This is a genomic window from Novosphingobium sp. BF6 (genome assembly GCF_058273105.1).
Map to the genome: position 1 here is coordinate 194,456 of NZ_CM177775.1, position 21,035 is coordinate 215,490.

Sequence of the window (21,035 nt, forward strand, 5' to 3'; positions counted from 1 at the left end):
CTCGACGACAGGAGCACCTCATGACCGACAAGAAAATCAACGCCTTCATCGTGCGCAACTTCCGCGATTCCGGAACGGAGCAGGCCTTCACCGGCGGCACCGTGGAACCGATCAGCGAAGGGCGTTTCGGCAACTACAGGGCCGCCGGTCTCGCCCGCGAGGCCACGGCGGCGGAAATCAAGGCGAGCAAGGGCGAAACCAAACCCGACGCCTGACCAGTTCGTCCGCCCGCGCGGACGGTTCCCGCCGGATGATCCGGCAACCCACTCAGGAGAAGCATTATGGGTTCCACCACTGCTGCGGGCACCGGGATCGAGATCTCGGCTGGCGTTCCCGCAACTCAGACCGAGGCTGGGTATGACGCCCTCGCCTTCACGGAAATCGGCAACGTCGAGCAGATTGGCACCATCGGCGCCACGACCAACAAGACCGAGTTTCAGCCGCTCAAGGGCCCGAAACAGAAGCACAAGGGTTCCACGGACTACGGTTCGCTCCAGCCCTCGCTGGCCCATGACCCCGAGGATGCAGGTCAGGAACTGCTCCGCGTTGCAGCGGACCCCGATAACCGCGACCTGTACGCCTTCAAGGTGACCTACCCCGCCGGCGACATCCGCTACTTCCAGGGGCGTGCCTTCGGCTACCCCGAGAACGTCGGCAATGCCGATGCCATGCTGATGGCCAACCCGACGATCGAGATCGAGACCAAGATCGTCAAGGTACCCGCTCCCACCACTCCTTAATCCCGGTTTCCGGCCGATCTGGCCGGTTCCTATGCACCGGTCCGGCCCGTTCATCGCGGGTAGCGGGTCGGATCGGCGCACCACACCCGCGAAAGGTTTACCCACATGCCCTACGATATCACCCAGCAGGCCGTCGCCGATACCGCCCCGATCCACATCAAGGGCGCCGACGGCGTTCACCTCTACCACGACAAGAAGCCGGTCAGGATCATCGTCTACGGCCCCGGCTCCGACGCCTTCGCCGAAGTCGACGAGCGCCAGACCGCGCGCGCCATCAAGCGCCGCGAGGACAACGACGGCAAACTCGCGATCGGCTCGAAGGAAGAGCGCGAGGCCGAACTGGCCGAAGATCTCGCCACGCTCACCGTCGGTTTCGAGAACCTGAGCTATCCGCCCGCCGGTGACGCCCAGGGCAAGGAGCTCTTCCGCGCGCTCTATGCTGACAAGAAACTCGGCTTCATCGCCGCACAGGTCCAGAAGACCCTGCGCGACTGGGGAAACTTCAAGAACAGCTCGAACGCGGGCTGATTCTCTACGTCCGGCAGATGGCGTGGCTCAATGCCACGCCAAAGCCGCCGGAAGGGTCGCGGCGCGCCAAATCGGATGGCGCCGCACCGCAATTGAGCAGGGCGGACAGGATGAAGGCGGACGAGATCGTCCCGCCCATGCCGCCGAACCCTGCCCCCTTGCTCATTTCCCGGCTGATCGAGATCGGCCTCACCGAGGCGGCTGGGATGGGGAACGGCCCCCTGTCCTGGCAGTCCATCAAGGCCTGGCAGGACGTGATGGGGGTCCGGCTATCCCGGCGCGATGCCCGGATCATCCGCCGCCTCTCCGTCGAGTACCTTGCGGAAGGACGGAAGGCGGAGAGCGAAAACTGCCCGCCGCCCTGGGCTTCAAAGCCCACGAAGCGCCAGCAGGAGGTCGAGGTGGATCGCCTTCGGATGGTGCTGGGTTAAAACGCCCGCTTAGCTGGCGCTTCCTTGATTTTGCACTTCCCGCTCTCCCCCGGATCGCTGGGGGGACGGAAATCGAACGTGCGGCGAAGTGTCAGATTCACTCGATCGATCGTCCACACGCTCGGCTGGTCGGGAACTCGCACTTCGCTAGGCCCAAACAGGCCTTGGCGGGTGACTACCCGGCCACTTGGGAGCGCGATGGTGACCGATTGATTTGGTTCGTCGACTGCGAAGTCGATGTCGACGTTTCCGTCTTCACGAACGAATTCGCACCTCAGGTAGACGGGCGCCGCTGATGCACTCGCCATCAGCAAAAGCCCCGCAATTCCGATCATTTCATCAGCCTCCCAAAAGATCTGGGCGCGGCTTGTATCACGGAGGTTCGCATGGACGAAGACGGCGCAACTCTCGGCGTTGGCTTTGAGATCGACTTCCACGATACCTTCGGCAACCTCAGGACCCTCGACGACATCATCGGCACGACCGCAGCCGAAGCCGTCCGGCAGTTTGAGAAGCTGGAGGCAGCGAGCCGCGGCGCCCTGAACCTCACCGATGCCACAGTGCAGATCAAGTCGTTCGGCAGCGCCGCCACTCGCGAGCTCGCCAACGTCGAACGCGCCAATGCGAAGGTGGAGAAGGCGGGCGAGGCCCTGTCCCGCCAGCTTGAGCGCCAGATCACGACCTTCGGCAAAACCCGCGAGGAACTGCGGGCCATGAAGGTCGAAACCGCCGCGCTGGCTGCCGAGCAGCAGGGGATGACCGAGCTTGCCGAGCGCTTGCGCGCGCAGGAAGCCGCGCTTTACGACCAGGAATACGCCGCGATGCGCAAGGCCACGCAGGCCGCGAAGGCGGCAGCCGAGGACAAGGCCATGGCCGCCCAGCGCGCCGCATCGGCAGCCGAGGCCGAGGCGCTCGCCGTCCAGCAGGCAGCCCGCGCGTATCAGATGTTCGAGGCCTATGCGAAGCAGAAGGTCGTGGCATCCCGCGAAAGCGAGATTGCCGCGGCTGGCGAGGTGCGTGAGGCCGAGAACCTTGCGCGCGCCGCCGCGCAGCTCCGCGCTTCGATCGATCCTGCCTTTGCCGCGCAGCAGCGGTTCGACCGCGAAATGGCCAATGCCCGCAACCTGATCTCGCAGGGCGCCATCAGCCTAGACGACTATGCCGCGAAGCTCCGGATGGAACGCGCGGCCATAGACCAGTCGTCCGAGGCTGTGAAAAATCATGGCGGCGCGATGGCCGCAATAGCCCCGCAGGCACAGGACATGTTCACGCAACTCTCGATGGGCGCGAACGTGTTCTCCGTGCTCGCGATCCAGGGCGGGCAGGCCGCAAGCCAGATGGTCTACATGGAGGGCGCCGCTGGCAGCTTCGCCCGATTCATGATGGGGCCGTGGGGCCTCGCCGTTACGGCTGGCATGCTGGTGCTGGGCGCTCTGACTGATAACCTGTTCAAGTCCGGTGAGGCGTCCGACGATCTCGGCAAACGGCAGGCCGACCTTGCTGCCGATCTGGACCGGACGACCGGCAAGGTGAAAGAGCAGGTCGCGTGGCTCAGCATCCTCGCGAACTCCCGTGAGGCCGAGGCAAAGCTGGCCGAAGGAACGAAGACCTACCAGTCCGCCCAGCAGCGCCTGCGCCAGGGCGGCATGACGGCAGGCATGATGTTCGTCAGCGATCCCACTGGAGGTCGCTGGTATGACAGCGTCTCCAAGAGTGGTCGCGCCTACATCAACGACCAGTTGGCCAAGTACAATGGCGGCAGGAACGGCGGCACCACGGCGGAGCAGTTCATCAAGAACATCAACTCCGCCGCGGCGAAAGATCCGTCGATGGCCGGGGCAGCGAAGGAGCTCGAGAAGTACGCCTTCGCGATCAACGACGCCTCCAACGGCAACCGCGCCTTGCAGATCCAGATTGCCCGTACCGCCGTGGCCATGGGTAATGCGACGGCCGAGCAGAAGAAGCTCGTTGCCGCCAATACGGAATCCTCCGGCAGTGCCTCGCAGCTCATCGAGCGCCAGGTCGCGCTCGCCACGGCGACCACGCCACTGGAAAAGGCCAGGGCTCAGCTTGCCATAGTGCAGCAGCGCGGCGCGGACGCCGACAAGGCAGGCGGTGTCGCTCTCAAACAGTACGAGAAGGACCTCACCGCCGCGAGCGTGGCTGTAAAACAGGCGGAAGCCGCGGAGAAAGCTCACACGGCGGCGCAGCGAGACTCTCGCCGGGCTGCATCGGCTGCGCGCCGCGATCAGAATCAGGCGGAGGAGCGCGCCCGCGAAATTGCTGCTGTCGAGGCGCAGATCAGGAACCTCGGTGCATTGGCCGATGCCTACACTCTTTCAGGCGGCGCAGCGCTAGTCGCAGAAGCGCGTGTGAAGGCGGAAAGCAAAGCCATCAGGGACCAGGGAGACGTTAAAGCTGAAGTCGACCGGCAGGTGCGCTTGGCGATTGCGCAGCGGGTGGCGGACGGCGAGCGCGCTACCGCCGCGACGCGCGCCCAAGCTGACGCGCAGGAATATGTAAACAAAATGGTCGAGAAGGGGCTTATCCCGGCCGCTCAGGCGAATGAGTACGTCAAGGATCGATTGGCTGATCTCCCTCTCCTCGCTGCGATCGAGGCAGCGCGCTTGAAGGACAATGCGGCCGACATTGACCGCACAACCAAAGCCCTCGAGAACGAGCGCAAGGCGCGCGAGGGGCTGAGGTTCGAGACGACAAAAACACAGGCCAGCATTTCTTCTCAAGCGGGCCAGAACCAGTTGGCCATGCTCGAGCGGGAGCTGGAGCTGGTCGGCGCCACCGATGCATTGCGTGTTCACGAGCTCGCAACCCTTCGAGCAATGCAGGAAGTTCGGGCGGGGCTTTTCGATCCAGCGCAAGCTGCCGACTACGTCGCCCAGCAGGTCCAGATTGCCGACAAGGCCCAGCAACTCCGCGAGGCACAGGACGATCTGAACGATTCGCTCCGCTTCACCGGTGACATCTGGGATTCGATCGCGCGGAACGTCGATAACGCCGCACGCGGCATGTCGGATGCGTTCGGCCGCGTCGGCGAGGCCATCGGCGGCCTTGCTTCCGTCTATGCCAATTATCAGGCGGACATGAAGAAGGCGGAGGAAGAGCGCGACGCCCGCATCACCGCCGCCGGCGATAACCAGGCGCGGATCGACCGGGCCAATGCCCGCTTCGCGATCGAAACCGCCACCAGCCAGATCGGCCTCTACGGCGACATGTCCTCAGCGGCGAAGGGTTTCTTCAAGGAAGGCTCCGACGGCTACAAGGCCATGGCGGCAGCCGAAAAGGCCTTCCGCGCAGTCGAGTTCGCCCTTTCCGTCCGCGCCATGGCGCAGGATGCCATCGAGACGGCATCGTCCATCGCGAAGAGCGGCGCGCGCACCGCGACGGCGGCAGTGGAGGCTGTCGTCAAGGCCATGTCGACGCTGCCACCGCCCCTCAACTTTGCGGCAGGTGCAGCGATGATCGCGGCTCTCGCCACACTGGGTATCACCGTGGCCGGTTCGTTCGGTGGCAGCGGCAAGAGCTCGCTGGAGAAGGCGAACGACGGCACCGGCACGGTGCTGGGCGACGCCTCGGCCAAGTCCGACAGCATCAAGCGCTCCATCGACGCCCTGAAGGAGGTCGACACCGTCATGCTGACCTATTCGCGTCAGATGGCCGCCTCCCTGTCCTCGATCGACAGCCAGATCGGCAACCTGGCCTCGCTCGTGGTCAGGACCGGCAACATCAACGCCTCCGGCGGCGTCTCGGAAGGCTTCGCCACGGACACGACCGGAAAGGTGCTTTCGAACTTGTTCCAGGGCGGCGGCCTGCTCAAGCACATCCCGATCATCGGAGGGCTGTTCGGCGGGATCGGAAACCTGATCGGCTCGCTGTTCGGCACGAAGACGAAGGTCGTTGGCAGCGGCCTTTATGGCGGCTCGCAGTCGCTGGAAGAGATACTCGCCGGTGGGTTCGACGCGTCGTACTATTCCGACATCCAGAAGAAGAAGAAGTTCTTCGGCCTCACCACCTCCACGAAATACTCGACACAGTATGCCGCTGCCGACGCGGGGCTGGAGAACCAGTTCACCCTGATCCTGCGCCAGTTCAATGATGCGATCCTGGCTGCCGCCGGTCCGCTCGGTGCTGCGACCGACGATATCCAGCGGCGCCTCAATGGCTTCGTCCTCAAGATCGGCAAGATCGACCTTCAGGGCCTCACCGGAGACGAGATCGAGGAAAAGCTGGTTGCGGTATTCGGCGCCGCCGCCGACGATATGGCCAAGGCCGCCTTCCCCGGCATCGAGAAATTCCAGGCGGTGGGAGAAGGTCTCTTCGAGACCCTCGTGCGCGTGGCTTCGACCGTGGAAAGCGTCACGTCCTCGCTCGACCTGCTCGGCTCGTCCGCCAGCGGCATGAGCATCGACCTGAAGATGTCCCTCGCCGACCAGTTCGACAGTGTCAGCGACTTCTCCTCGGCCATCAGCTCCTACTTCGACACCTACTACACCAAGGCGGAGCAGGCGGCGGCACAGACCGCCCAGTTCTCCAAGGTGTTCGACAGCCTCGGCGTGTCCATGCCGTCTTCGCTCGCCGCGTTCCGCGCCCTTGTCGAGGCGCAGGACCTCACCACGGCGGCGGGGCAGGCGACCTACGCCACGCTGCTCCAGCTCGCCCCCGCGTTCGCCGAATTGCAGGGCGCGCTGAACGGCGCGAAGAGCGCGGCCGACATCCTGAGCGAGCGCGAGGACCTTCAGCGCCAGTTGCTGGAAGCCCAAGGCAATACGGCGGCGATCCGCGCGCTTGAACTCGCCAAGCTCGACCAGAGCAATCGCGCCTTACAGGAGCAGATCTGGGCGATCCAGGATGCCAAGGAGGCGGCCGACGCTGCGGCTCAGCTCAAGGAGGCCTGGACCTCGGTGGGCGACAGCATCATGGATGAGGTGAAGCGCATCCGTGGAATCACGGACGGCACCGGGTCTGGCAGCTTCGCCGCTCTGCTTGGCCAGTTCAATGCCGCGACCGCACTTGCCCGCGCCGGAGATCAGGACGCGGCGGGCACGCTTACCGGGCTGTCGCAGTCTCTGCTCAATGCGGCGGGCAATAGCGCCACCAGCAAGCAGGAGCTTGACCGGGTGAAGGCGCAGACCGCCGCGAGCCTTGAGGCTACCTACGCCGCGATCAACGCCTTCGCGAAGAGCGGTTCGGCCTCGAACGCCGACACGCTGGCGGCTGCCGCCACGGCGGCCAGCGCCAACAGCGCCAGCACGGCGGCGGCGAACGACGACATGGCGACCGCCGTGAAAGAGCTGAAGGCTGAACTGGCCCAGCTGCATTCCGACTTGAACAGCGCGAATGCGGCGCTCGCCAGCAACACGGGCGCCATCAAGCGCATCCTTGAAAACGTCAGCTCGCAGAGCGGCGGCGACGCAATCTCCACGGTGGCAGCAGCATGAAGGTAATCCGCCCGGTTCTCGTAACCGGAAACACCCTCGCGGCCAGCAGCGTGGCCGAGGCCGACCACCCTGAGTGGTCCGCCGGCACGACCTACGCGCTGGGCGACCGCGTCATCAAGGCGGCGACCCACCGCATCTACGAAAGCGTGATCGCCGACAATATCGGCCATGATCCCGCGGCGGTGCTGGATACGTCGTGGCTCGATGCCGGGCCGACCAACCGGTGGGCTATGTTCGACCCTGCTGGTGGTCCCAGCACCGTGGCGGCGGGGCAAGTTGCCATCGAGCTCGTGCCCGCCGCCCCGGTGTCGTCGCTCGGCATCGTCGATGTCAGCGCGGGGGAGGCGCGGGTGCGCGTCGAGGTGGCGGGGGTGGCGATCTACGATGTCACCCAGGCGGCCGACACGAACCTGACCTACCTCGACCTGCCTGCCGTCGCCGGGCAGCGCATTTTCGTGACGCTCACCGCGCCGGGCGGGGCAGACGTGTCGGTCGGCAAGCTCGTGATCGGTGACGCCGTCGATCTCGGCGAGACGGAGGAAAAGCCGACCGTCTCCATCACCGACTTCAGCCGCCGGGAGACGGACGACTTCGGTGTAACCACCGTCGTGCGCCGGGGCTGGTCGCGCCGCATCTCCACCCGCGCCAGAATTGATTCCGATGACGTCGACCGGGTTCAACGCTACCTCGGCGATATCCGGGCGGTTCCGGCCCTCTGGATCGGCGACGAGGACTTCGAGGCGCTGACCGTCTACGGGTTCTACAAGGATTTCTCGATCGACCTGGTGCTAGGCACCGCCGCGCTCTGCTCGCTTTCGGTCGAAGGGTTGCCGAGCGCAGATGTCGCTGTCGATCATAGCGACCCTGCGGTGCAGGGCGAAAGCGACCTGCTGGTTGTCCCACCGCTCGTCATCACCGATGCGGTTCTGACAGCCAGCAATGTGCTGGAGAACGATTACGCGCCGTGGGTGGCGAACATCACGTACCAAGCCGGCGATAGGGTCGTGTGGCCCGCCACCCACCGGATCTATGAAAGCCTTGTTCCCGGCAACACCGGCAAAGTCCCGTCTACCGTGTCGGCGTGGCTCGACATCGGGCCGACGAACCGATGGTCGATGTTCGACCAGGCGCTCGGCACCGCCACAGAGCAGGCCACCTCCATCATCGTGACGCTGACACCCAGCGCACCGGTAACGGCCCTTGCCGTCCTCGACAGCAATGCCGCCTCGGTCCGGGTCCAATCGGGCGCCTACGATCAGATCCGCAATGTACAGCCGGCGGACCAAAGTGGTTCTATCTCGTTTCTCGACCTCGACGTCGCGAACGGCGATGCGATCACGGTGACGATATCGGCGGGCGCTGCTGGTGACCTCGTGTCGGTCGGTACGCTGCTTCTCGGCGCGAGTATGCCTTTGGGGGTCACCGAGAACGCCCCTACCATCGGAATCGACGACTACAGCCGCAAGGAAGCAGACGACTTCGGCAACACGCTACCTGTGGAACGGGCATGGGCCAAACGCATGTCGGCGCGCTCCCTCGTCCGGTCTGATGCGGTGGACGGCCTGGTGCGCACTATGGCAGCGTTGCGCGCGACGCCGGCGCTCTGGATCGGCAACGCCGAGTTCGACAGCCTCACGATCTATGGCTTCTACAGGGATTTCTCTGCTGAACTGACCGAAGCGACCGGCCTGTGCGCTTTTCAGATTGAGGGTCTGAGCAAGGCGCCGAAGATAATCGAGGCCGACGATCCAATTATCCTCGTCACCGTCTACCAGAACGCGGCGGATAAGCCGGTCACGCCTGCCTTTGGGGTCGGGCAGGTCCCTCCCGGTTGGACCGTGGCGCCGCAGGATCTGCCCAAGGGACAGTATCGCTGGTCAACGCAGGCGGAGTTTCGCGGGCCGCAGCAGCGCACCGCCTGGACCACGCCCGTCGTCGTGGCCGGTGTGAACTGGGCCGACTTGAACCGGGGGGTATGGGCTCCCGGCGTGGCGTATGAGGTCGGCGAGTTCTTTCAGCATGAGGGCTCGACGTACATCGTCATCAAGGCTCACGTTTCCAGCGCAAACCTGCCGCCACCCAACGAATTTGTCGCATTGCTCGCAGCCGCCGGTAACCCCGGCGCTCCCGGTGATGCCGGCGATCCCGGCCCGCCGGGGCCGGATGCGGTATCAGCGGCGCTGACCTCATCGGCTCGCTCGGTCTGGGCCTACGCCAATGGCGTGGTGAAGGAATACTCCGGGATCACGACGACGGTGGTCATCCGGCGGGGCACTGTCGATGTCTCGGCGAATTTCAACGTCGTCATCGCCTCCAACCCGAACGCCCTGCAGGTGACGCTCTCCGGGCGCACGGCCACGGTGGTCGGCGCGGGCACCGCGACGGGGGAGTTCGGGAACACGGCCGTCCTTGCGGCCACGCTGACCCTGCGCGCTACCGGCACCGGTGCTTTCGCGGGCACGAACTTCGATCTCGTGTTCGCCCTTGGCAAGATGACGGGTGGATACGAGATCGTCACCACTCTGCCGACGACCGCAAATTTCGTGGGCCGGATCGTGTTTCTCTCGGCGAACGGCAAGCTCTACCGCTACACCGCCAATGGGTGGACCTCTGCTGTGGAAGCGGGCGACATCACGGGCGGCATCAACGCCACGCAATTTGCGGCGGGGATCGAGCCGGTGACGATTATCACCTCCGGCGCGCTCCCGACCGTCAAGACGACCTCGGCCATCGTGTACGGCGGCAAGCTCTACCGGTGGAACGGGACGGCCTACGTCACGACGGTCGATGCCAACGATCTGGCCGCTGATTCCGTGACCTCGGCGAAGATCGCGGCGGGCGCGGTTAACACGCGGGAGCTGGCGGCCGGGGCAGTGAGCGCCGAGAAGCTCGTCGTCCAGAACAGCGGCAACCTGCTGTGGGGGACGCAGCCCGGATGCAATCCCAGCATGTGCTGGCAGCCATTCAAGCGAAATGCTTCGATAGTGCTGCGAATGTCCAACATTGGCTGGGAGGTACTTTCTCCAGCTGTTGGAGATGGCTGGCCTGGAGCTAACTGGACGCTTCCTGATTGTGGAACTCTCGCCGTCTACCAAGCGAACGAGGTAACATCAGACTACGGTGCATACACCGATAGCTATTGGCGGAATATTCTCCCCAATGGCACGGGCGATGACGTTGTGATGGTACAGCCAAACACGACATATGAATTTTCCTGCTACATCGGTGTGCATCGATGTTCGTCCAATATGTTCATCGAGTGGATGGACGGAAATCGCACTATTCTCGGGTATTCTAACAATGGCGCTAACAGTATAGCTGACGATCCGGGAAATGCAGGTGGCGGGGGACCCTACCCTGGGGGAAACAATCTATTTGGTTACAAGAGGACCTGGGCGCGGGGAGTATCGCCCTCATCTGCTGTGTACGCGAGAATAATCTTGCGGAAACTCACGACCAAAGCTGGCGGCTTGGACAGTTGGCTTTTCTTTGCCTACCCGCAGTTTGCAAAGGCAGTCCCGAATGCCTCTCAGCTGATGGACTACGTCACACCGTCCATCACGACGATCAACGGCCGCGGCATTCTTACGCAGTCGGTCACCACTGATAATCTCGCTGCAGGTTCGGTGACGGCGGCGAAAATGGCGGTGACCGAATTGTCCGCGATCACAGGCCGCATCGGCTTGTTGCGCACGGCCGACACCGGCCAGCGGATGGAACTGGATAGCAACAACTTGCGAGCCTTCTACGGAAACAACGCCATGGCTGGCCGCTTCGGGGTTTGGTGACATGCCAGCGGGGATGGAGTTCTATTACCCGGGCGGCGCCACCAAGATCAGCTATACCGACTACTTCGGGATGTTTTTCTCGTCGTTCACCACGAACGGGGCGACGTCCGGGACGTGGCAGGACAATCGCCTGATCGGCAAGGAACTCCTGCACTACGTCTCTTCGACGGCCGGAAACTACGGCGGGCCGAACGTCTCGCTCAACTCCGCCACGGGCGTGATCTCATGGTCGTTCAATATCTCGACGACCGGCGGCGCCAATCCCGGAGCGGCGCCCAACACCACGGTTTATTACGGGGGCTACTGATGCCTGCTGGCTTCGAGACCAACACGCCCGACGGGCGGGTGCAGCTGCTCGCCAACATGACCTACTTCCGCCGTGAACAGCGGATCGACTTGCCAACGTCGGGATGGGGGCAGTTCGGCAACAACAGCGGGCAGAGAGACGTGTTTGTGGCCGGGCTGACCATGGCTGACGCGCCCATGCTGGCGATCACTGCAACGACCGCGACCTGGGCAGATATCGTTTCCACGGCGAACGGCGGCATCACCTGGAGGGTCTATGCCGTAAACCCGACCGCCAGCACTGTCGTCCTGTTCGTGTTCTCGCAGCGCCGCCCCCCGGTAAGCGAGCACATGGCGGGCGCCGAGTTCTTCATGACCGATGGCACTATTGCCTGGTCGTCGGATTACCCCATCGCCCGGCCGCTCGGTGTCATCACGCAGAACGGTTACAGCGGCGTCTCGGTGGCGGGCCGCCATCTGGCGCACGTTCCGCAAAAGCAGGAAGTGAGCACCGCCATCAGCTTCACTTACGCGGGGCTTGGTTCGTGCCGACAGGGCAACACCAACGGATATCAGGTCTACCGCCGCGACCAGTGGGCGAGGACGGGCGTCACGGCATGGGGCGGTGGCACGATCTCGGGCGCCAGCAACGCCTTCTTCGCCGACAGCGGCAACATTCAATACACCTGCGCCCTGTCGCCCCAGAGCGTCCCGATCTCCCAGAACATAGGCAGTCTCGGTGGATGGCGAAGCCTCGTCCTCGACGTGACGAATTTCTAAGGAAAACCCGATGTACATCATTCAGGAAGTGCCGAACGCGGCGCCGCTGTTCCACAAGATCGGCTCGGTCACCATCAATGGCCCCGCTATCATGCTCAACCTGGAGACCATTGCTTCCGAGCCGCGTCCGGACGGCGAGATCACCACGCTTTACGGCGGCCGGACTTACGCGATCCCGGAGGGTGCCATTTCTCCCGAAGCTGTGTCCCAGCGCGCCGCGGCGGAATGGATGGTCGGGCCAGATGGACCGCTCAAGGGGTCCGAACTCTCGTCCGACGAGGATTTCATCTACGTCTCGAAGCGGGCGGTCCTGCGCGCCAAGGTCCGCAACCGGCGTGACCAGGTCCGCGACGGCGGGTGCCTCGTCGATCTCGCGGGGGCGACCTGCCGCGTCGAGACCGATGCCACGAGCCGGGGCAACATCTCAGGTTCCGTCCTCATGGCGATGCTGGCACAGCAGAGCGGCGAGGAATACTCGACCGAATGGCGCATGGCCGACAATGCCATCGTCGCCCTCGGCGCCGCCGACATGATCCAGCTCGGCAAGGCCGTCGCCACCTTCGTGGAGGCAGGCCAGCGCCGCAAGAATGAGCTGGATGCCCTGATCGCGACGATCGCGCAGGGCACCAGCGAGGAAGAGCTTGCCGCCATCGAGGCGCAGGTTTCCGAAGGCTGGCCCGAGTAGCGCGGCGCACCGCTGCCCACTCGGGTTATCAGCTCATAAAGGCCTGATTCTTGGTCAGCTCGATCGAGAGGTTACGCGAGGCAGCGCCGCACGTGCTTGGCGATAAAGCTGCAACCGATATTCTTCCATATCCTTGTGGACGTTGTCCATGGTCGGCGTGGATGAAGTGGTTGCGCCGATAGCGGCGAAAGCCGCGGATTCTTCGCTGCTGATCATCTCTTCAAGCTTGGCGCTCGCATCTGGCGACAAATTTGCCACCTCCGCCAGTACGCTCGCCATCGTGTCGCGCAGGACGGCTTGCTGTGCCCCCATCTGCGCTATCGCCCGCACAATTGCATCAAGCGCTTCTTTAGACATCGAATCACCTTTGGTTCTGAAAACACGCGGTTCTTAGCAGAGCCGCGCCGCAGCCCCGTGTCCAACCACAATTAGCGAGAACGTCATGAACGATCCCCGCAAGGCCGCCTTCGATGCGGTCCGTGCAGTCGCCCGGCCCGGACTGTTTGACGATCCCGGCAATATCCTTGCCCTCGACAATCTTCTCGACGCCTTTGGAGCACCGCGCATGTCTGCGACCACCGACATCCCCGACGACTATTGGCCCATGCTCTCCAAGATCGAGAGCAACGACCGCCCCTACGTCAAGGCCGCCTCGTCCAGCGGGTCCGGCCTGTACCAGTTCCTCAAGGCCACATGGATCGGCGAGGGCGGCAAGTGGGGCTCCGACATGCGTCTCGCATTCGGCGGGCTCAAGCCTTCGGTCGAAGAGCAGTTGGCCCGCGCGAAGACCTTTACCGAGAAGAACGCCGTATCGCTGCGCGGGAAGAACATCGCGATCAACAAGGCCTCGCTCTACGCCGCGCACTTCTTCGGCGCTGGCACCGCGGCCAAAGTCATTGCCGCAGAGTTGGACGCACGCGCCGATGAAATCGCGGGCGACGCTGCAACCAAGGCCAATCCTTCGATCCTGAAGGGCAAGACCGTGGGCCAGTTCCTGACCTGGCTCCACGGCAAAACCGGCGAATGGGCTCGCTGAGCCAAACGGGGGCATAATGGAAAACTTCTCTCTGTCCGACTGGCTCACGTCGGTTGGATACTTCCTGCTCGCCGCTTTTGGCGGCTTGCTGGGATACGTCATGCGAGAGCACGACAAGGGCAACGAGCTGAACGGCCCGCGCGCCGCCACTGAAGCCGTGGCGTCCGGGTTTGTCGGCTTCCTCGTCATGCTCCTCTGCCGCGCAATGACGCTCGATCCTCTGTGGTCGGGCGTGATCGTCGGCGTTTTCGGCTGGCTCGGCGCGAACGTGACGATCCGGCTGCTGGAGCGGATCGTCTACGAGAAGCTCGGAATCAAGCTGCGCGCGAACACGGATAAGCGCGTCGCTGCGGCCAAGGGCCGGGACAACGCATCGCAAGGAGATCAGCCGTGAAGCTACTCAGCCTGCTCGCGCCCTATCGATCGCAGATTTTCGCCATGGTGGGCGTGCTCGCCGTGTCGGGGATCGGGGCCAACATCATCGGCTGGATGCACATCCAGCGCCAGAACGACCAGATCGCCGACAAAGACGGGAAGATCGACGAACTGGTCACCACGAATAAGGGGTGGGCCGCTCACGCCGCCGAGCAGGACCGCCTGCGCGCCCTCGAACATAAGAACGTGCTGCTGCTCGAGGACAAGCTTGCGCTGATCGAGCAGCAGAACGCCGCCGCCGCCGTACAACTGAAGGATCTGGAGGCCAGCAATGCCGAGGTTAAGGAATATCTGTCTCGCCCTATCCCTGCTGACCTGCGCCGCTTGCTCGAAAAGAAGTGACGTAGCTTCCGCCCCGCCCCCGCCTGCCTATCAGGGTATCCCTGCCGGGCTGATGGCGCGATGCACCGTCACGGACGTGCCGCTCGAAACCACGGCGGACATCGTCACAAGCCGGGGCATATACAAAGAGGGGTTCGAGAAGTGCGCCGCAACGGTCGATGCGATCCGCGAGCATGACGCGAAGGCTCGCGCTAAGTCGCTGCCGAATTAACGAATTGCAATTCGCGTCAGCGTCACAATTGCCGCACAAAGTGGCCCGGCGGCGCATCGGCTAGACCCTCCCATCCGATGCGGCCCATTGCGCGCCTGAGCGCGTGGCGACCCAACCTTAGCCCCGGAGCCCCGAAAACATGCTCCGGGGCATTTCTTGGAAGTAGCCGCGGACCGGGCTTTATACCGGCTGTCAGGCTATCTCAATTTCACTTGACCCGACCGCCGAAGCGGTCACTTGAGCGGGCGCGTCCGCGCTGCCGCAGCCAAGTGGAAAGTATCACGGAAAAAGGCGGGAACCACCGCCCTTGCCACATGTTAATCCAGTACCTCGGCGGAGTACCACCCCCGGTTCCACCGAGTTAGAGGCCGCCCCTTTTGCGGGGGGCGGCCTCTTCGTTTCAGAAGGCCACGACCCCCGCCAAGATCACGCAGCAACCGAGCGCGGCTATCACTCGTCGGGTGCGAGACGAGAGTGATCCGTCTGCAAGAATGGCTAAGCCTGCCAACGATACGCCCGACACGACGGCGAAAAGCGCAAGATAGAGATGATCAATCGACATGGGGACTTCACCTTACCGATTCTCATGTATCAGCACATTATCACGGTCATCGAAGCGCCCCAAAAAAAGCGGTAAGGTATTGGAACCTTTTCCAGACTTGCGGCATTTCGTCGTCGGCCCTGAGCCAGTAACTCTGTTACCATTCAAGGCCACCCTTTTTGCGCGGAAGTGCAAGGCAACCCAAACTTGAAAGCCCGAGGCACCAACATGCCTCGGGCCTTTTCGTATCAAAGCCCTTTAAGATTTCATTCCGGCTCAGGCCGCCTTGCGCGCCAATCCCACCGGCACGGCGAGGAACCACTCCCGGCGGCTGGCATCCCACGAAGCGAGGCCCAGCGCGATCGCGTCGTCCAGTGCCTCCTCCATGCTGTCGCGCCACGGCGCGCGCGGGCGGCCGAAAGCGGTGACCCGGTAACGCTTCGTCACGATCAATAGCTGGCCCAATCGAGTTCGGCCTCGTCGAGGGCCTCGAACATGTCGCCGTCCGCCTGGAGCGTGTTCAGGCGCTTGCGCACCGCATCCAGATCGCCGTCGCGCGGGAAGCCGCGATCGACCTGCATCAGAGGCCGACCTCTTCATAGCATCGCAGATATGGTTTGCTGCTACATCGCAGAAGCTCAACCAAATTGCTTGTCACGGGTTGGAAGTCATTGAATAGATACGCGCATGACAGAGCACGAAAAATCAAAGTCTACTATTTCTCTCTTGGCGATGATGGCGAAGGACGCTGGAGCGCCAGCAACAGCCTTTGTATTCGGAGGCATCACCATTGCAGCCTCAGCAATTATGGCAAAAGAACAGGCTGCCCCGGAGTTAATCACTAACCTCGTTTCGGCTAGCGGCGCAGTCTTCATCGCGATATCGATGATAATGCTCTCCGTTCAATTTCTGCGGGGGCCCGAAAAATGGCAAGATAGCCAGCCGACTATCTCCTCAGATCAGCACCACCTTGCGTCGATCTCTATGAAGTTGCTTTCGGAGAGAATGGCAAAACTTGAGGCAAGAACAGAGAAATTTGGCGAATTAGATGACCATCAGATGGAAACGATCATCACGAAAGTAGTTGATCAGTTTTCGACGTCAGCCTCACAAGATGTAGTGGAGAGAGCTAAGCATCTTCTTCAAAGCGAATTATCTGATTTCGCCTCTCAGAACAACGTTCGCGAATCTTTTTCAGATACCATATTTAGGTTGGAGCGACAGCTAAGCAGACTACGTCGTGATGGTATATATAATTTGGCCATTGGTGGAGTGGTCAGCACGGCAGGTATTGGCATTCTTGTGTATTACCTTGTTTATCAAACCATACTGCCAAACCATCAAAACATAACCGAAATCGCTCTACATTACTTACCTAGACTGAGCCTCGTGCTCCTTATCGAAGCCTTCGCTTTATTTTTCCTCAAACTGTATAAAGCTTCTCTCGGGGATATCAGATATTTTCAAAATGAACTTACCAATATCGAACAACGGAGAGTAGCTTATGAGATCGCAGCAGCACCTGATAATCACGAATCACTGAGCGGGATTATTAGTGCCATTACGGCAACTGAACGTAATTTCATTTTAAAAAAGGATGAAACTACCATCGGATTAGAAAGTGCGAGAATTGAGGCTTCCGCAGGCGCAGCAGAGCTCATTCGAACTTTGGCGCCTGCATTGGGCAAGCTGGATCTCAAGAAGTAGAATACCCGATGCTAGCTCATACGTTTTTTGAAATGCTGCCCGATGACACCAACGAGCAAACCCGCCGTCATGATGCTCTGAAGGTGGGAGACATCCTCCTTCTTCAGCCATCGAGCCGATTCTGGCGCGGCCATATGCCAAAGCCAAACCCCGCCTACGCCTAGGACAGCGAGCGCAGCAACATACAGAGACCAGATCGCGATCCTCTCGAAATGGTCTCGGAAGCGCTGGTTGCGATCATGTTCTTGTCGCTGAGCATCCTCTTCGAGCTCTTCCGGAGTAGCCCCCTTCGAGAGGGAATCTAGCTCCGCCATCGCTTGCTGAAGTGAAGCAGCGTTATCAGACGCCGTGATTTCGGCGTCTGGCAGCCCGGGTATCTGCAGCGACGGTGTGTCGCTTATATCAGGGGGCGGGCTTTGTTCGTTCACGCGAAAGGCGCTGGTAGTGTTCGGCGATTATGCCGTCGGGAATCTCCACGCCGAAGGCACCTGGCCTGTACGTCTGTGCCCATGGCGTGTCTGGCATGTGCGTGATGTTCGACAACTGAATGCCTCCCATCTTGCCGTACAAACCGAAAACCTGCCGGACCATATCATCCTCGGCGGCATCCAAAGAGCCCTGAGGAGCCCAAAGCTGTCCGGATATCGGCGATTTCCCGAACTGCCGGACACCATTGTAAACGTCCCGCACGACCGGCCCATATTGCCACGCCTCGACCTGCTGATCGATTAGCGGCCGACCGCTAAGACCTAGCATCCAGCCATGTGCGATATACACGAGCTTTAGAACCTGCATGGGGGTCAGCGACCGCCCCTGCTCTCTTGCGAGCTCAAGGAAGCGGTTCGCGACGATGCGAGCATCAGCCATGTCGAACCCTTCTATTACACCCCGGCCAACTTTCGTCGGCCTGATGCGGCAAATTGCCAGCATCTGCTTCGCGCATATATGCAGTCCAAAAGATTACCGCAACGTTCTTATTGACATTGCCCGCTCCATTTGCGTCGATCTGATTCTGTGTCACGACAGAATGGCCGATTTGCGTCATTCTCTTAGCCCGCGAATCCGCAAAACGGGAGGGTTACTCCGTCAATCCAAGGCGACCGGATGCGAAAGCCTTGCCAGCAAACCATCTCGTGGCCCCCGCTATGCCCCTTGGGTCGCAAGCATAGCGATAGCCGGTCCTCACTCGGCGCACCGCAGTGTCCCGAGTTCAATAGAAAGCCCTCGCGCGGGTAAACGTGGACGGCAGCGCTCACAGCGCGATCCAATCGAGTTCGGCCTCGTCTAGGGCCTCGAACATGTCGCCGTCCGCCTGGAGCATGCTCAGGCGCTTGCGCACCGCCTCCGGATCGCCGTCGCGCGGGAAGCCGCGATCTGCCATGGCTCCCTTGGCCAGATCACCAACGAGCCCGCCGCGCTCGGCCTGCATCAGCAGCCAGCGCCCGAACGGCCCGCGCTCGGCTGGCGTGGCCGTTCGCCCCGCGGGGCGCGGGCGGCTATCCGGCGCCGCTGGCGTGAAGGCCCTGTAGTCGGCGCCATGGCCGAAGTCGCTCGACATACCTTTACCGCCGAGAATGCGCGTGATCTCGCGCCTGAGATCGTCCGGGGTGCTGCTTGGTGCTTCGCTCATAGCGGTGTTCCTCCTACTTGGCCGACGCGGCTATCAGGCGTTGCCACGCAGCCGGATCGTTCAGATCGATCTCTTCGACGCAGACCAGGTCGCGGGTTATCTCGACCTTCTCCTCGAGCCGCCGGAGCACGGCGGGGAAGATGTCTACGAGCTGGACGTAATCGTCGTTCGTCGCTCCTTCCCTGTCGGCCTGCGCATATCGGTGGCGTGCCAGCCTGAGCAGGTCCTCATCGGTCAGGGGGAGCGTCAATTGGTCGTTTGCCATGGGGTGGCCCTCATACGAATCGAATGACTCGCTGTAGCATGTTCTCTATATGTTCGCATCATGGTTAGACGCAGCACACCCCAGCGGAAGGTCGACGATCGAGCCTTCCCCGTCCGCATCCTCTTCTATGAAAAGGATATTGCGGTCGTAAATTATATGCGAATCCACGATTGGCTGATGGCCCACATGAGGCGCGGCGATTACGCCGAGCATGGCGGTCCAGAGCAGGGTTGCAGGACCATTGCCTACTACTTCCGCACCACGGAAGACGCCCACCGGTTCCGCTCGGCATTCGCCGACATCGAGCTGGCGGACCACACAGCCCTCGACAGCTACAATTCACCCTTCGTCATCGCAGGGCGGCGGACATATCCCCCTCCAGGCGACGGTTGACGTTGGCGCCCGCCAAGAGCAGCATTCGGACGTGTGCAATCTTTACCGGCTGACGAAGCCCGCTGACGCGGTAGCTCGCCTGTTCCGCGCCAGGAGCGCCGGGGCGCCAAACTTCGCCGCCGAGGTCTATCCGAAATACACCGGCCTAGTCGTCGCCGAGGGCGAGGTGCGCGCCATGACATGGGGCTTCCCTCGGCACGCCGTGAGCAAGAAAACCGGCAAGCCCCTGAAGCCCACCGCGACGAACAATGCGCGCGACGACAAGCTGCGCGGCAATCCGATGTGGCGGGACAGCTTCCGCGATCGGCGCTGCCTGATCCCCGTCACTGCCTGGGCGGAGGCCGAGGGTGTGGCTGGGACCATGACGCGCACCTGGTACTCCCTGCCGGATCAGGAGCTGTTCGCCGTCGCCGGGATCTGGCGCCCGACCGATGAGTGGGGCAACGCCTATTCCATGGTTATGGTCGATGGCTGCGAGCAGATGGCCGACGTGCACGACCGCATGCCGACGATCGTCGCGGAGGCGGACTGGGCGACGTGGACCGACGGGACGCCGGACGAAGCCTTTGCTCTGTGCCGGACTTGGGGTGGCCCGCTTGCTATCGACCGTACTGATTTGCCGTGGTTCACGCGCAAAGCGTGATGGATGACATCCTGCATATTACGAACTGGGGCACGGCCGCTGGCGATGGCTAGCCCTCGTGCCGCAGCAACGCTTACAAGGAAAGCGGCGCTATAGCTCGCCTTCAGCTCGGAAAACATACTCAAATGGTGTTGGATTCTCGGCGTTGAATTTTAGGCCGGCAGTCGACTCAAAAGTGACCGCCGAGCGAATCGCATTAGCTCCCGCCGCGACGGCTGCGACTGGTACCGAAAGGCCCAGCGTGAGATGCCCAGCCCCGCCAAATAGCGCATTCTGAGGGATATTTTTGATAAGCTCCGTCCAATTGAATTTAATATCCAAATTGAAGTTTCGCTTGAAGAAGTTCGCTTCCCTAATCGCCTTCGCATGGTCGGTAAGCGCGCCCTGAAAGCGCTCCCACTCAATTTGCTCCTCTAGGCCACCGAACCCAGATTTTCCGACCTTTAAGGCCAACTCTTCAATGTGGTGACGAAGGTTCCGCAACTCCGCCGCCCGCCTCTCTTTGTACGAAAGGACTTCATCATAGGATACGCTACGATCCGGCAAGGGCAGCGCATTAATTAGCTTCATCTGAAAAGCTGCTTGGTCGACTAGCGCTGATGGCGGGAACCCAACAGTATCGGTTCCTCGCGCCAACATCCATCGCCCAGGTTCGCGCTTGCTGTGAGCATCAAAAGTATCGCTGAGAGCGCGGTCGAATACTTCCTGTTCGACCATCCCATTCATGACAAGACGACTATGCTGGAGCTTCGGCCAATCCTCGAGCCCCTCCGGCTTCTCGGGGCCGACGTGGATGATAGAATTTTTAGGGTAGTCGAGCCTGTCGAAAAAGAAAAGCGTGGCCCGTATCACGTCCGGGTCGAAGCCCACATCATTCGCTGAAAGCAACGTCCCTTCGACCATAGGGCGATTATGCGGGTATATGATGGCCCCTCGCTCTCCGTCTTTGAGGCGAGGAGATAGCTCCAAGCGTACCAGTTCCAGCGGAGCGTTGAAATGGTTAGCCCCCGCTCCTGCCCCAGCCCACCTAAAAGCTGGCGGCTGCAAGCTGCCTCCTGCGTCACTCCAGCCTCGTCTACGACCGCTGGGCCAATACTTGCTCATAAATCCCTCCTCGCGCCCGCTCTCGCCAGTGGACC

The 21,035-nt window shown here is 62.0% G+C and carries 25 protein-coding genes; 16 read left to right on the forward strand and 9 right to left on the reverse strand.

Features of this window, described 5'->3' with window-relative positions:
* Window positions 1-20: 20 nt before the first annotated feature.
* The 4 genes from AC4D6D_RS01055 to AC4D6D_RS01070 all read left to right on the forward strand — a co-directional run bounded on the left by AC4D6D_RS01055 (window position 21) and on the right by AC4D6D_RS01070 (window position 1,699).
* Window positions 21-215, forward strand: a complete 195-nt coding sequence (locus tag AC4D6D_RS01055) for a hypothetical protein (protein WP_491326151.1) — start codon at window positions 21-23, stop codon at window positions 213-215.
* 66 nt (window positions 216-281) lie between these two features.
* Window positions 282-740, forward strand: coding sequence for a hypothetical protein (locus AC4D6D_RS01060; protein WP_491326152.1), 459 nt, complete (start codon window positions 282-284; stop codon window positions 738-740).
* 105 nt (window positions 741-845) lie between these two features.
* On the forward strand, window positions 846-1,268 hold the full coding sequence (locus tag AC4D6D_RS01065) for a hypothetical protein (protein ID WP_491326153.1): 423 nt from the start codon (window positions 846-848) through the stop codon (window positions 1,266-1,268).
* 110 nt (window positions 1,269-1,378) lie between these two features.
* Entirely contained in the window at window positions 1,379-1,699 is a 321-nt protein-coding gene (locus tag AC4D6D_RS01070) for a phage tail assembly chaperone (RefSeq protein ID WP_491326154.1), read from the forward strand.
* Here AC4D6D_RS01070 and AC4D6D_RS01075 read toward each other — a convergent pair.
* Window positions 1,696-2,136: a hypothetical protein gene (locus tag AC4D6D_RS01075; RefSeq protein ID WP_491326155.1), complete on the reverse strand. Its 441-nt coding sequence runs from the start codon at window positions 2,134-2,136 to the stop codon at window positions 1,696-1,698. The two genes, AC4D6D_RS01070 and AC4D6D_RS01075, sit on opposite strands and share 4 nt — an antisense overlap.
* Here AC4D6D_RS01075 and AC4D6D_RS01080 point away from each other — a divergent pair.
* Genes AC4D6D_RS01080 through AC4D6D_RS01100 form a run of 5 tightly spaced genes read left to right on the forward strand, consistent with a single transcriptional unit; the run spans window position 2,086 to window position 12,693 of the window.
* Window positions 2,086-7,155: a hypothetical protein gene (locus AC4D6D_RS01080; RefSeq protein ID WP_491326156.1), complete on the forward strand. Its 5,070-nt coding sequence runs from the start codon at window positions 2,086-2,088 to the stop codon at window positions 7,153-7,155. The two genes, AC4D6D_RS01075 and AC4D6D_RS01080, sit on opposite strands and share 51 nt — an antisense overlap.
* A complete protein-coding gene (locus AC4D6D_RS01085) occupies window positions 7,152-10,943 on the forward strand; it encodes a hypothetical protein (RefSeq protein ID WP_491326157.1) in 3,792 nt (1,263 codons plus the stop codon). Before AC4D6D_RS01080 ends, AC4D6D_RS01085 begins: the two co-directional genes overlap by 4 nt.
* Before the next feature lie 13 nt (window positions 10,944-10,956).
* Entirely contained in the window at window positions 10,957-11,250 is a 294-nt protein-coding gene (locus tag AC4D6D_RS01090; protein ID WP_491326158.1) for a hypothetical protein, read from the forward strand.
* Window positions 11,250-12,008, forward strand: a complete 759-nt coding sequence (locus AC4D6D_RS01095) for a hypothetical protein (RefSeq protein ID WP_491326159.1) — start codon at window positions 11,250-11,252, stop codon at window positions 12,006-12,008. Before AC4D6D_RS01090 ends, AC4D6D_RS01095 begins: the two co-directional genes overlap by 1 nt.
* A 10-nt stretch (window positions 12,009-12,018) precedes the next feature.
* Window positions 12,019-12,693, forward strand: a complete 675-nt coding sequence (locus tag AC4D6D_RS01100; RefSeq protein WP_491326160.1) for a DUF4376 domain-containing protein — start codon at window positions 12,019-12,021, stop codon at window positions 12,691-12,693.
* Between the two features lie 54 nt (window positions 12,694-12,747).
* Here the strand turns inward: AC4D6D_RS01100 and AC4D6D_RS01105 are convergent, their stop codons facing one another.
* The gene (locus AC4D6D_RS01105) at window positions 12,748-13,050 is read right to left on the reverse strand and encodes a hypothetical protein (RefSeq protein ID WP_491326161.1); all 303 of its coding nucleotides are present in this window, start codon (window positions 13,048-13,050) and stop codon (window positions 12,748-12,750) included.
* 85 nt (window positions 13,051-13,135) lie between these two features.
* On the opposite strand from AC4D6D_RS01105, the gene AC4D6D_RS01110 reads away from it, so the two are divergent.
* The 4 genes from AC4D6D_RS01110 to lysC are packed head-to-tail and all read left to right on the forward strand — an operon-like array spanning window position 13,136 to window position 14,717.
* Window positions 13,136-13,729 carry a hypothetical protein gene (locus AC4D6D_RS01110; protein ID WP_491326162.1) on the forward strand — a complete coding sequence of 198 codons (594 nt, stop codon included), beginning with the start codon at window positions 13,136-13,138 and terminating at the stop codon, window positions 13,727-13,729.
* Between the two features lie 16 nt (window positions 13,730-13,745).
* Complete coding sequence (locus AC4D6D_RS01115) at window positions 13,746-14,123, forward strand: phage holin family protein (RefSeq protein WP_491326163.1); 378 nt, start codon at window positions 13,746-13,748, stop codon at window positions 14,121-14,123.
* The gene (locus AC4D6D_RS01120) at window positions 14,120-14,506 is read left to right on the forward strand and encodes a hypothetical protein (protein ID WP_491326164.1); all 387 of its coding nucleotides are present in this window, start codon (window positions 14,120-14,122) and stop codon (window positions 14,504-14,506) included. The genes AC4D6D_RS01115 and AC4D6D_RS01120 overlap by 4 nt, the downstream gene beginning before the upstream one ends.
* Window positions 14,436-14,717 carry an Rz1-like lysis system protein LysC gene (lysC, locus tag AC4D6D_RS01125; RefSeq protein WP_491326165.1) on the forward strand — a complete coding sequence of 94 codons (282 nt, stop codon included), beginning with the start codon at window positions 14,436-14,438 and terminating at the stop codon, window positions 14,715-14,717. Before AC4D6D_RS01120 ends, lysC begins: the two co-directional genes overlap by 71 nt.
* A gap of 817 nt (window positions 14,718-15,534) precedes the next feature.
* On the opposite strand, the gene AC4D6D_RS01130 is transcribed toward lysC, so the two are convergent.
* Together AC4D6D_RS01130 and AC4D6D_RS01135 are read right to left on the reverse strand one after the other, a co-directional pair.
* Window positions 15,535-15,705: a hypothetical protein gene (locus AC4D6D_RS01130; protein ID WP_491326166.1), complete on the reverse strand. Its 171-nt coding sequence runs from the start codon at window positions 15,703-15,705 to the stop codon at window positions 15,535-15,537.
* A gap of 2 nt (window positions 15,706-15,707) precedes the next feature.
* Window positions 15,708-15,839 (reverse strand): hypothetical protein, encoded by a 132-nt coding sequence (locus tag AC4D6D_RS01135; RefSeq protein ID WP_491326167.1) that lies wholly within the window; start codon window positions 15,837-15,839, stop codon window positions 15,708-15,710.
* Window positions 15,840-15,945: 106 nt separating this feature from the next.
* On the opposite strand from AC4D6D_RS01135, the gene AC4D6D_RS01140 reads away from it, so the two are divergent.
* Window positions 15,946-16,965: a hypothetical protein gene (locus AC4D6D_RS01140; protein WP_491326168.1), complete on the forward strand. Its 1,020-nt coding sequence runs from the start codon at window positions 15,946-15,948 to the stop codon at window positions 16,963-16,965.
* A gap of 11 nt (window positions 16,966-16,976) precedes the next feature.
* On the opposite strand, the gene AC4D6D_RS01145 is transcribed toward AC4D6D_RS01140, so the two are convergent.
* The 4 genes from AC4D6D_RS01145 to AC4D6D_RS01160 form a co-directional block, all read right to left on the reverse strand.
* Window positions 16,977-17,393 carry a hypothetical protein gene (locus tag AC4D6D_RS01145; protein WP_491327270.1) on the reverse strand — a complete coding sequence of 139 codons (417 nt, stop codon included), beginning with the start codon at window positions 17,391-17,393 and terminating at the stop codon, window positions 16,977-16,979.
* The gene (locus tag AC4D6D_RS01150; protein WP_491326169.1) at window positions 17,368-17,832 is read right to left on the reverse strand and encodes a Panacea domain-containing protein; all 465 of its coding nucleotides are present in this window, start codon (window positions 17,830-17,832) and stop codon (window positions 17,368-17,370) included. Before AC4D6D_RS01150 ends, AC4D6D_RS01145 begins: the two co-directional genes overlap by 26 nt.
* A gap of 385 nt (window positions 17,833-18,217) precedes the next feature.
* The gene (locus AC4D6D_RS01155; RefSeq protein ID WP_491326170.1) at window positions 18,218-18,595 is read right to left on the reverse strand and encodes a hypothetical protein; all 378 of its coding nucleotides are present in this window, start codon (window positions 18,593-18,595) and stop codon (window positions 18,218-18,220) included.
* A 13-nt stretch (window positions 18,596-18,608) separates the two neighbouring features.
* Complete coding sequence (locus AC4D6D_RS01160) at window positions 18,609-18,860, reverse strand: hypothetical protein (RefSeq protein ID WP_491326171.1); 252 nt, start codon at window positions 18,858-18,860, stop codon at window positions 18,609-18,611.
* A 177-nt stretch (window positions 18,861-19,037) separates the two neighbouring features.
* Between AC4D6D_RS01160 and AC4D6D_RS01165 the strand changes: the two genes are divergently transcribed.
* The gene (locus tag AC4D6D_RS01165) at window positions 19,038-19,253 is read left to right on the forward strand and encodes a hypothetical protein (protein ID WP_491326172.1); all 216 of its coding nucleotides are present in this window, start codon (window positions 19,038-19,040) and stop codon (window positions 19,251-19,253) included.
* A 31-nt stretch (window positions 19,254-19,284) separates the two neighbouring features.
* A complete protein-coding gene (locus AC4D6D_RS01170; RefSeq protein ID WP_491326173.1) occupies window positions 19,285-19,896 on the forward strand; it encodes an SOS response-associated peptidase in 612 nt (203 codons plus the stop codon).
* A gap of 90 nt (window positions 19,897-19,986) precedes the next feature.
* Here AC4D6D_RS01170 and AC4D6D_RS01175 read toward each other — a convergent pair whose 3' ends face one another.
* A complete protein-coding gene (locus tag AC4D6D_RS01175) occupies window positions 19,987-20,799 on the reverse strand; it encodes a DUF6236 family protein (protein ID WP_491326174.1) in 813 nt (270 codons plus the stop codon).
* Window positions 20,800-21,035 lie beyond the last annotated feature (236 nt).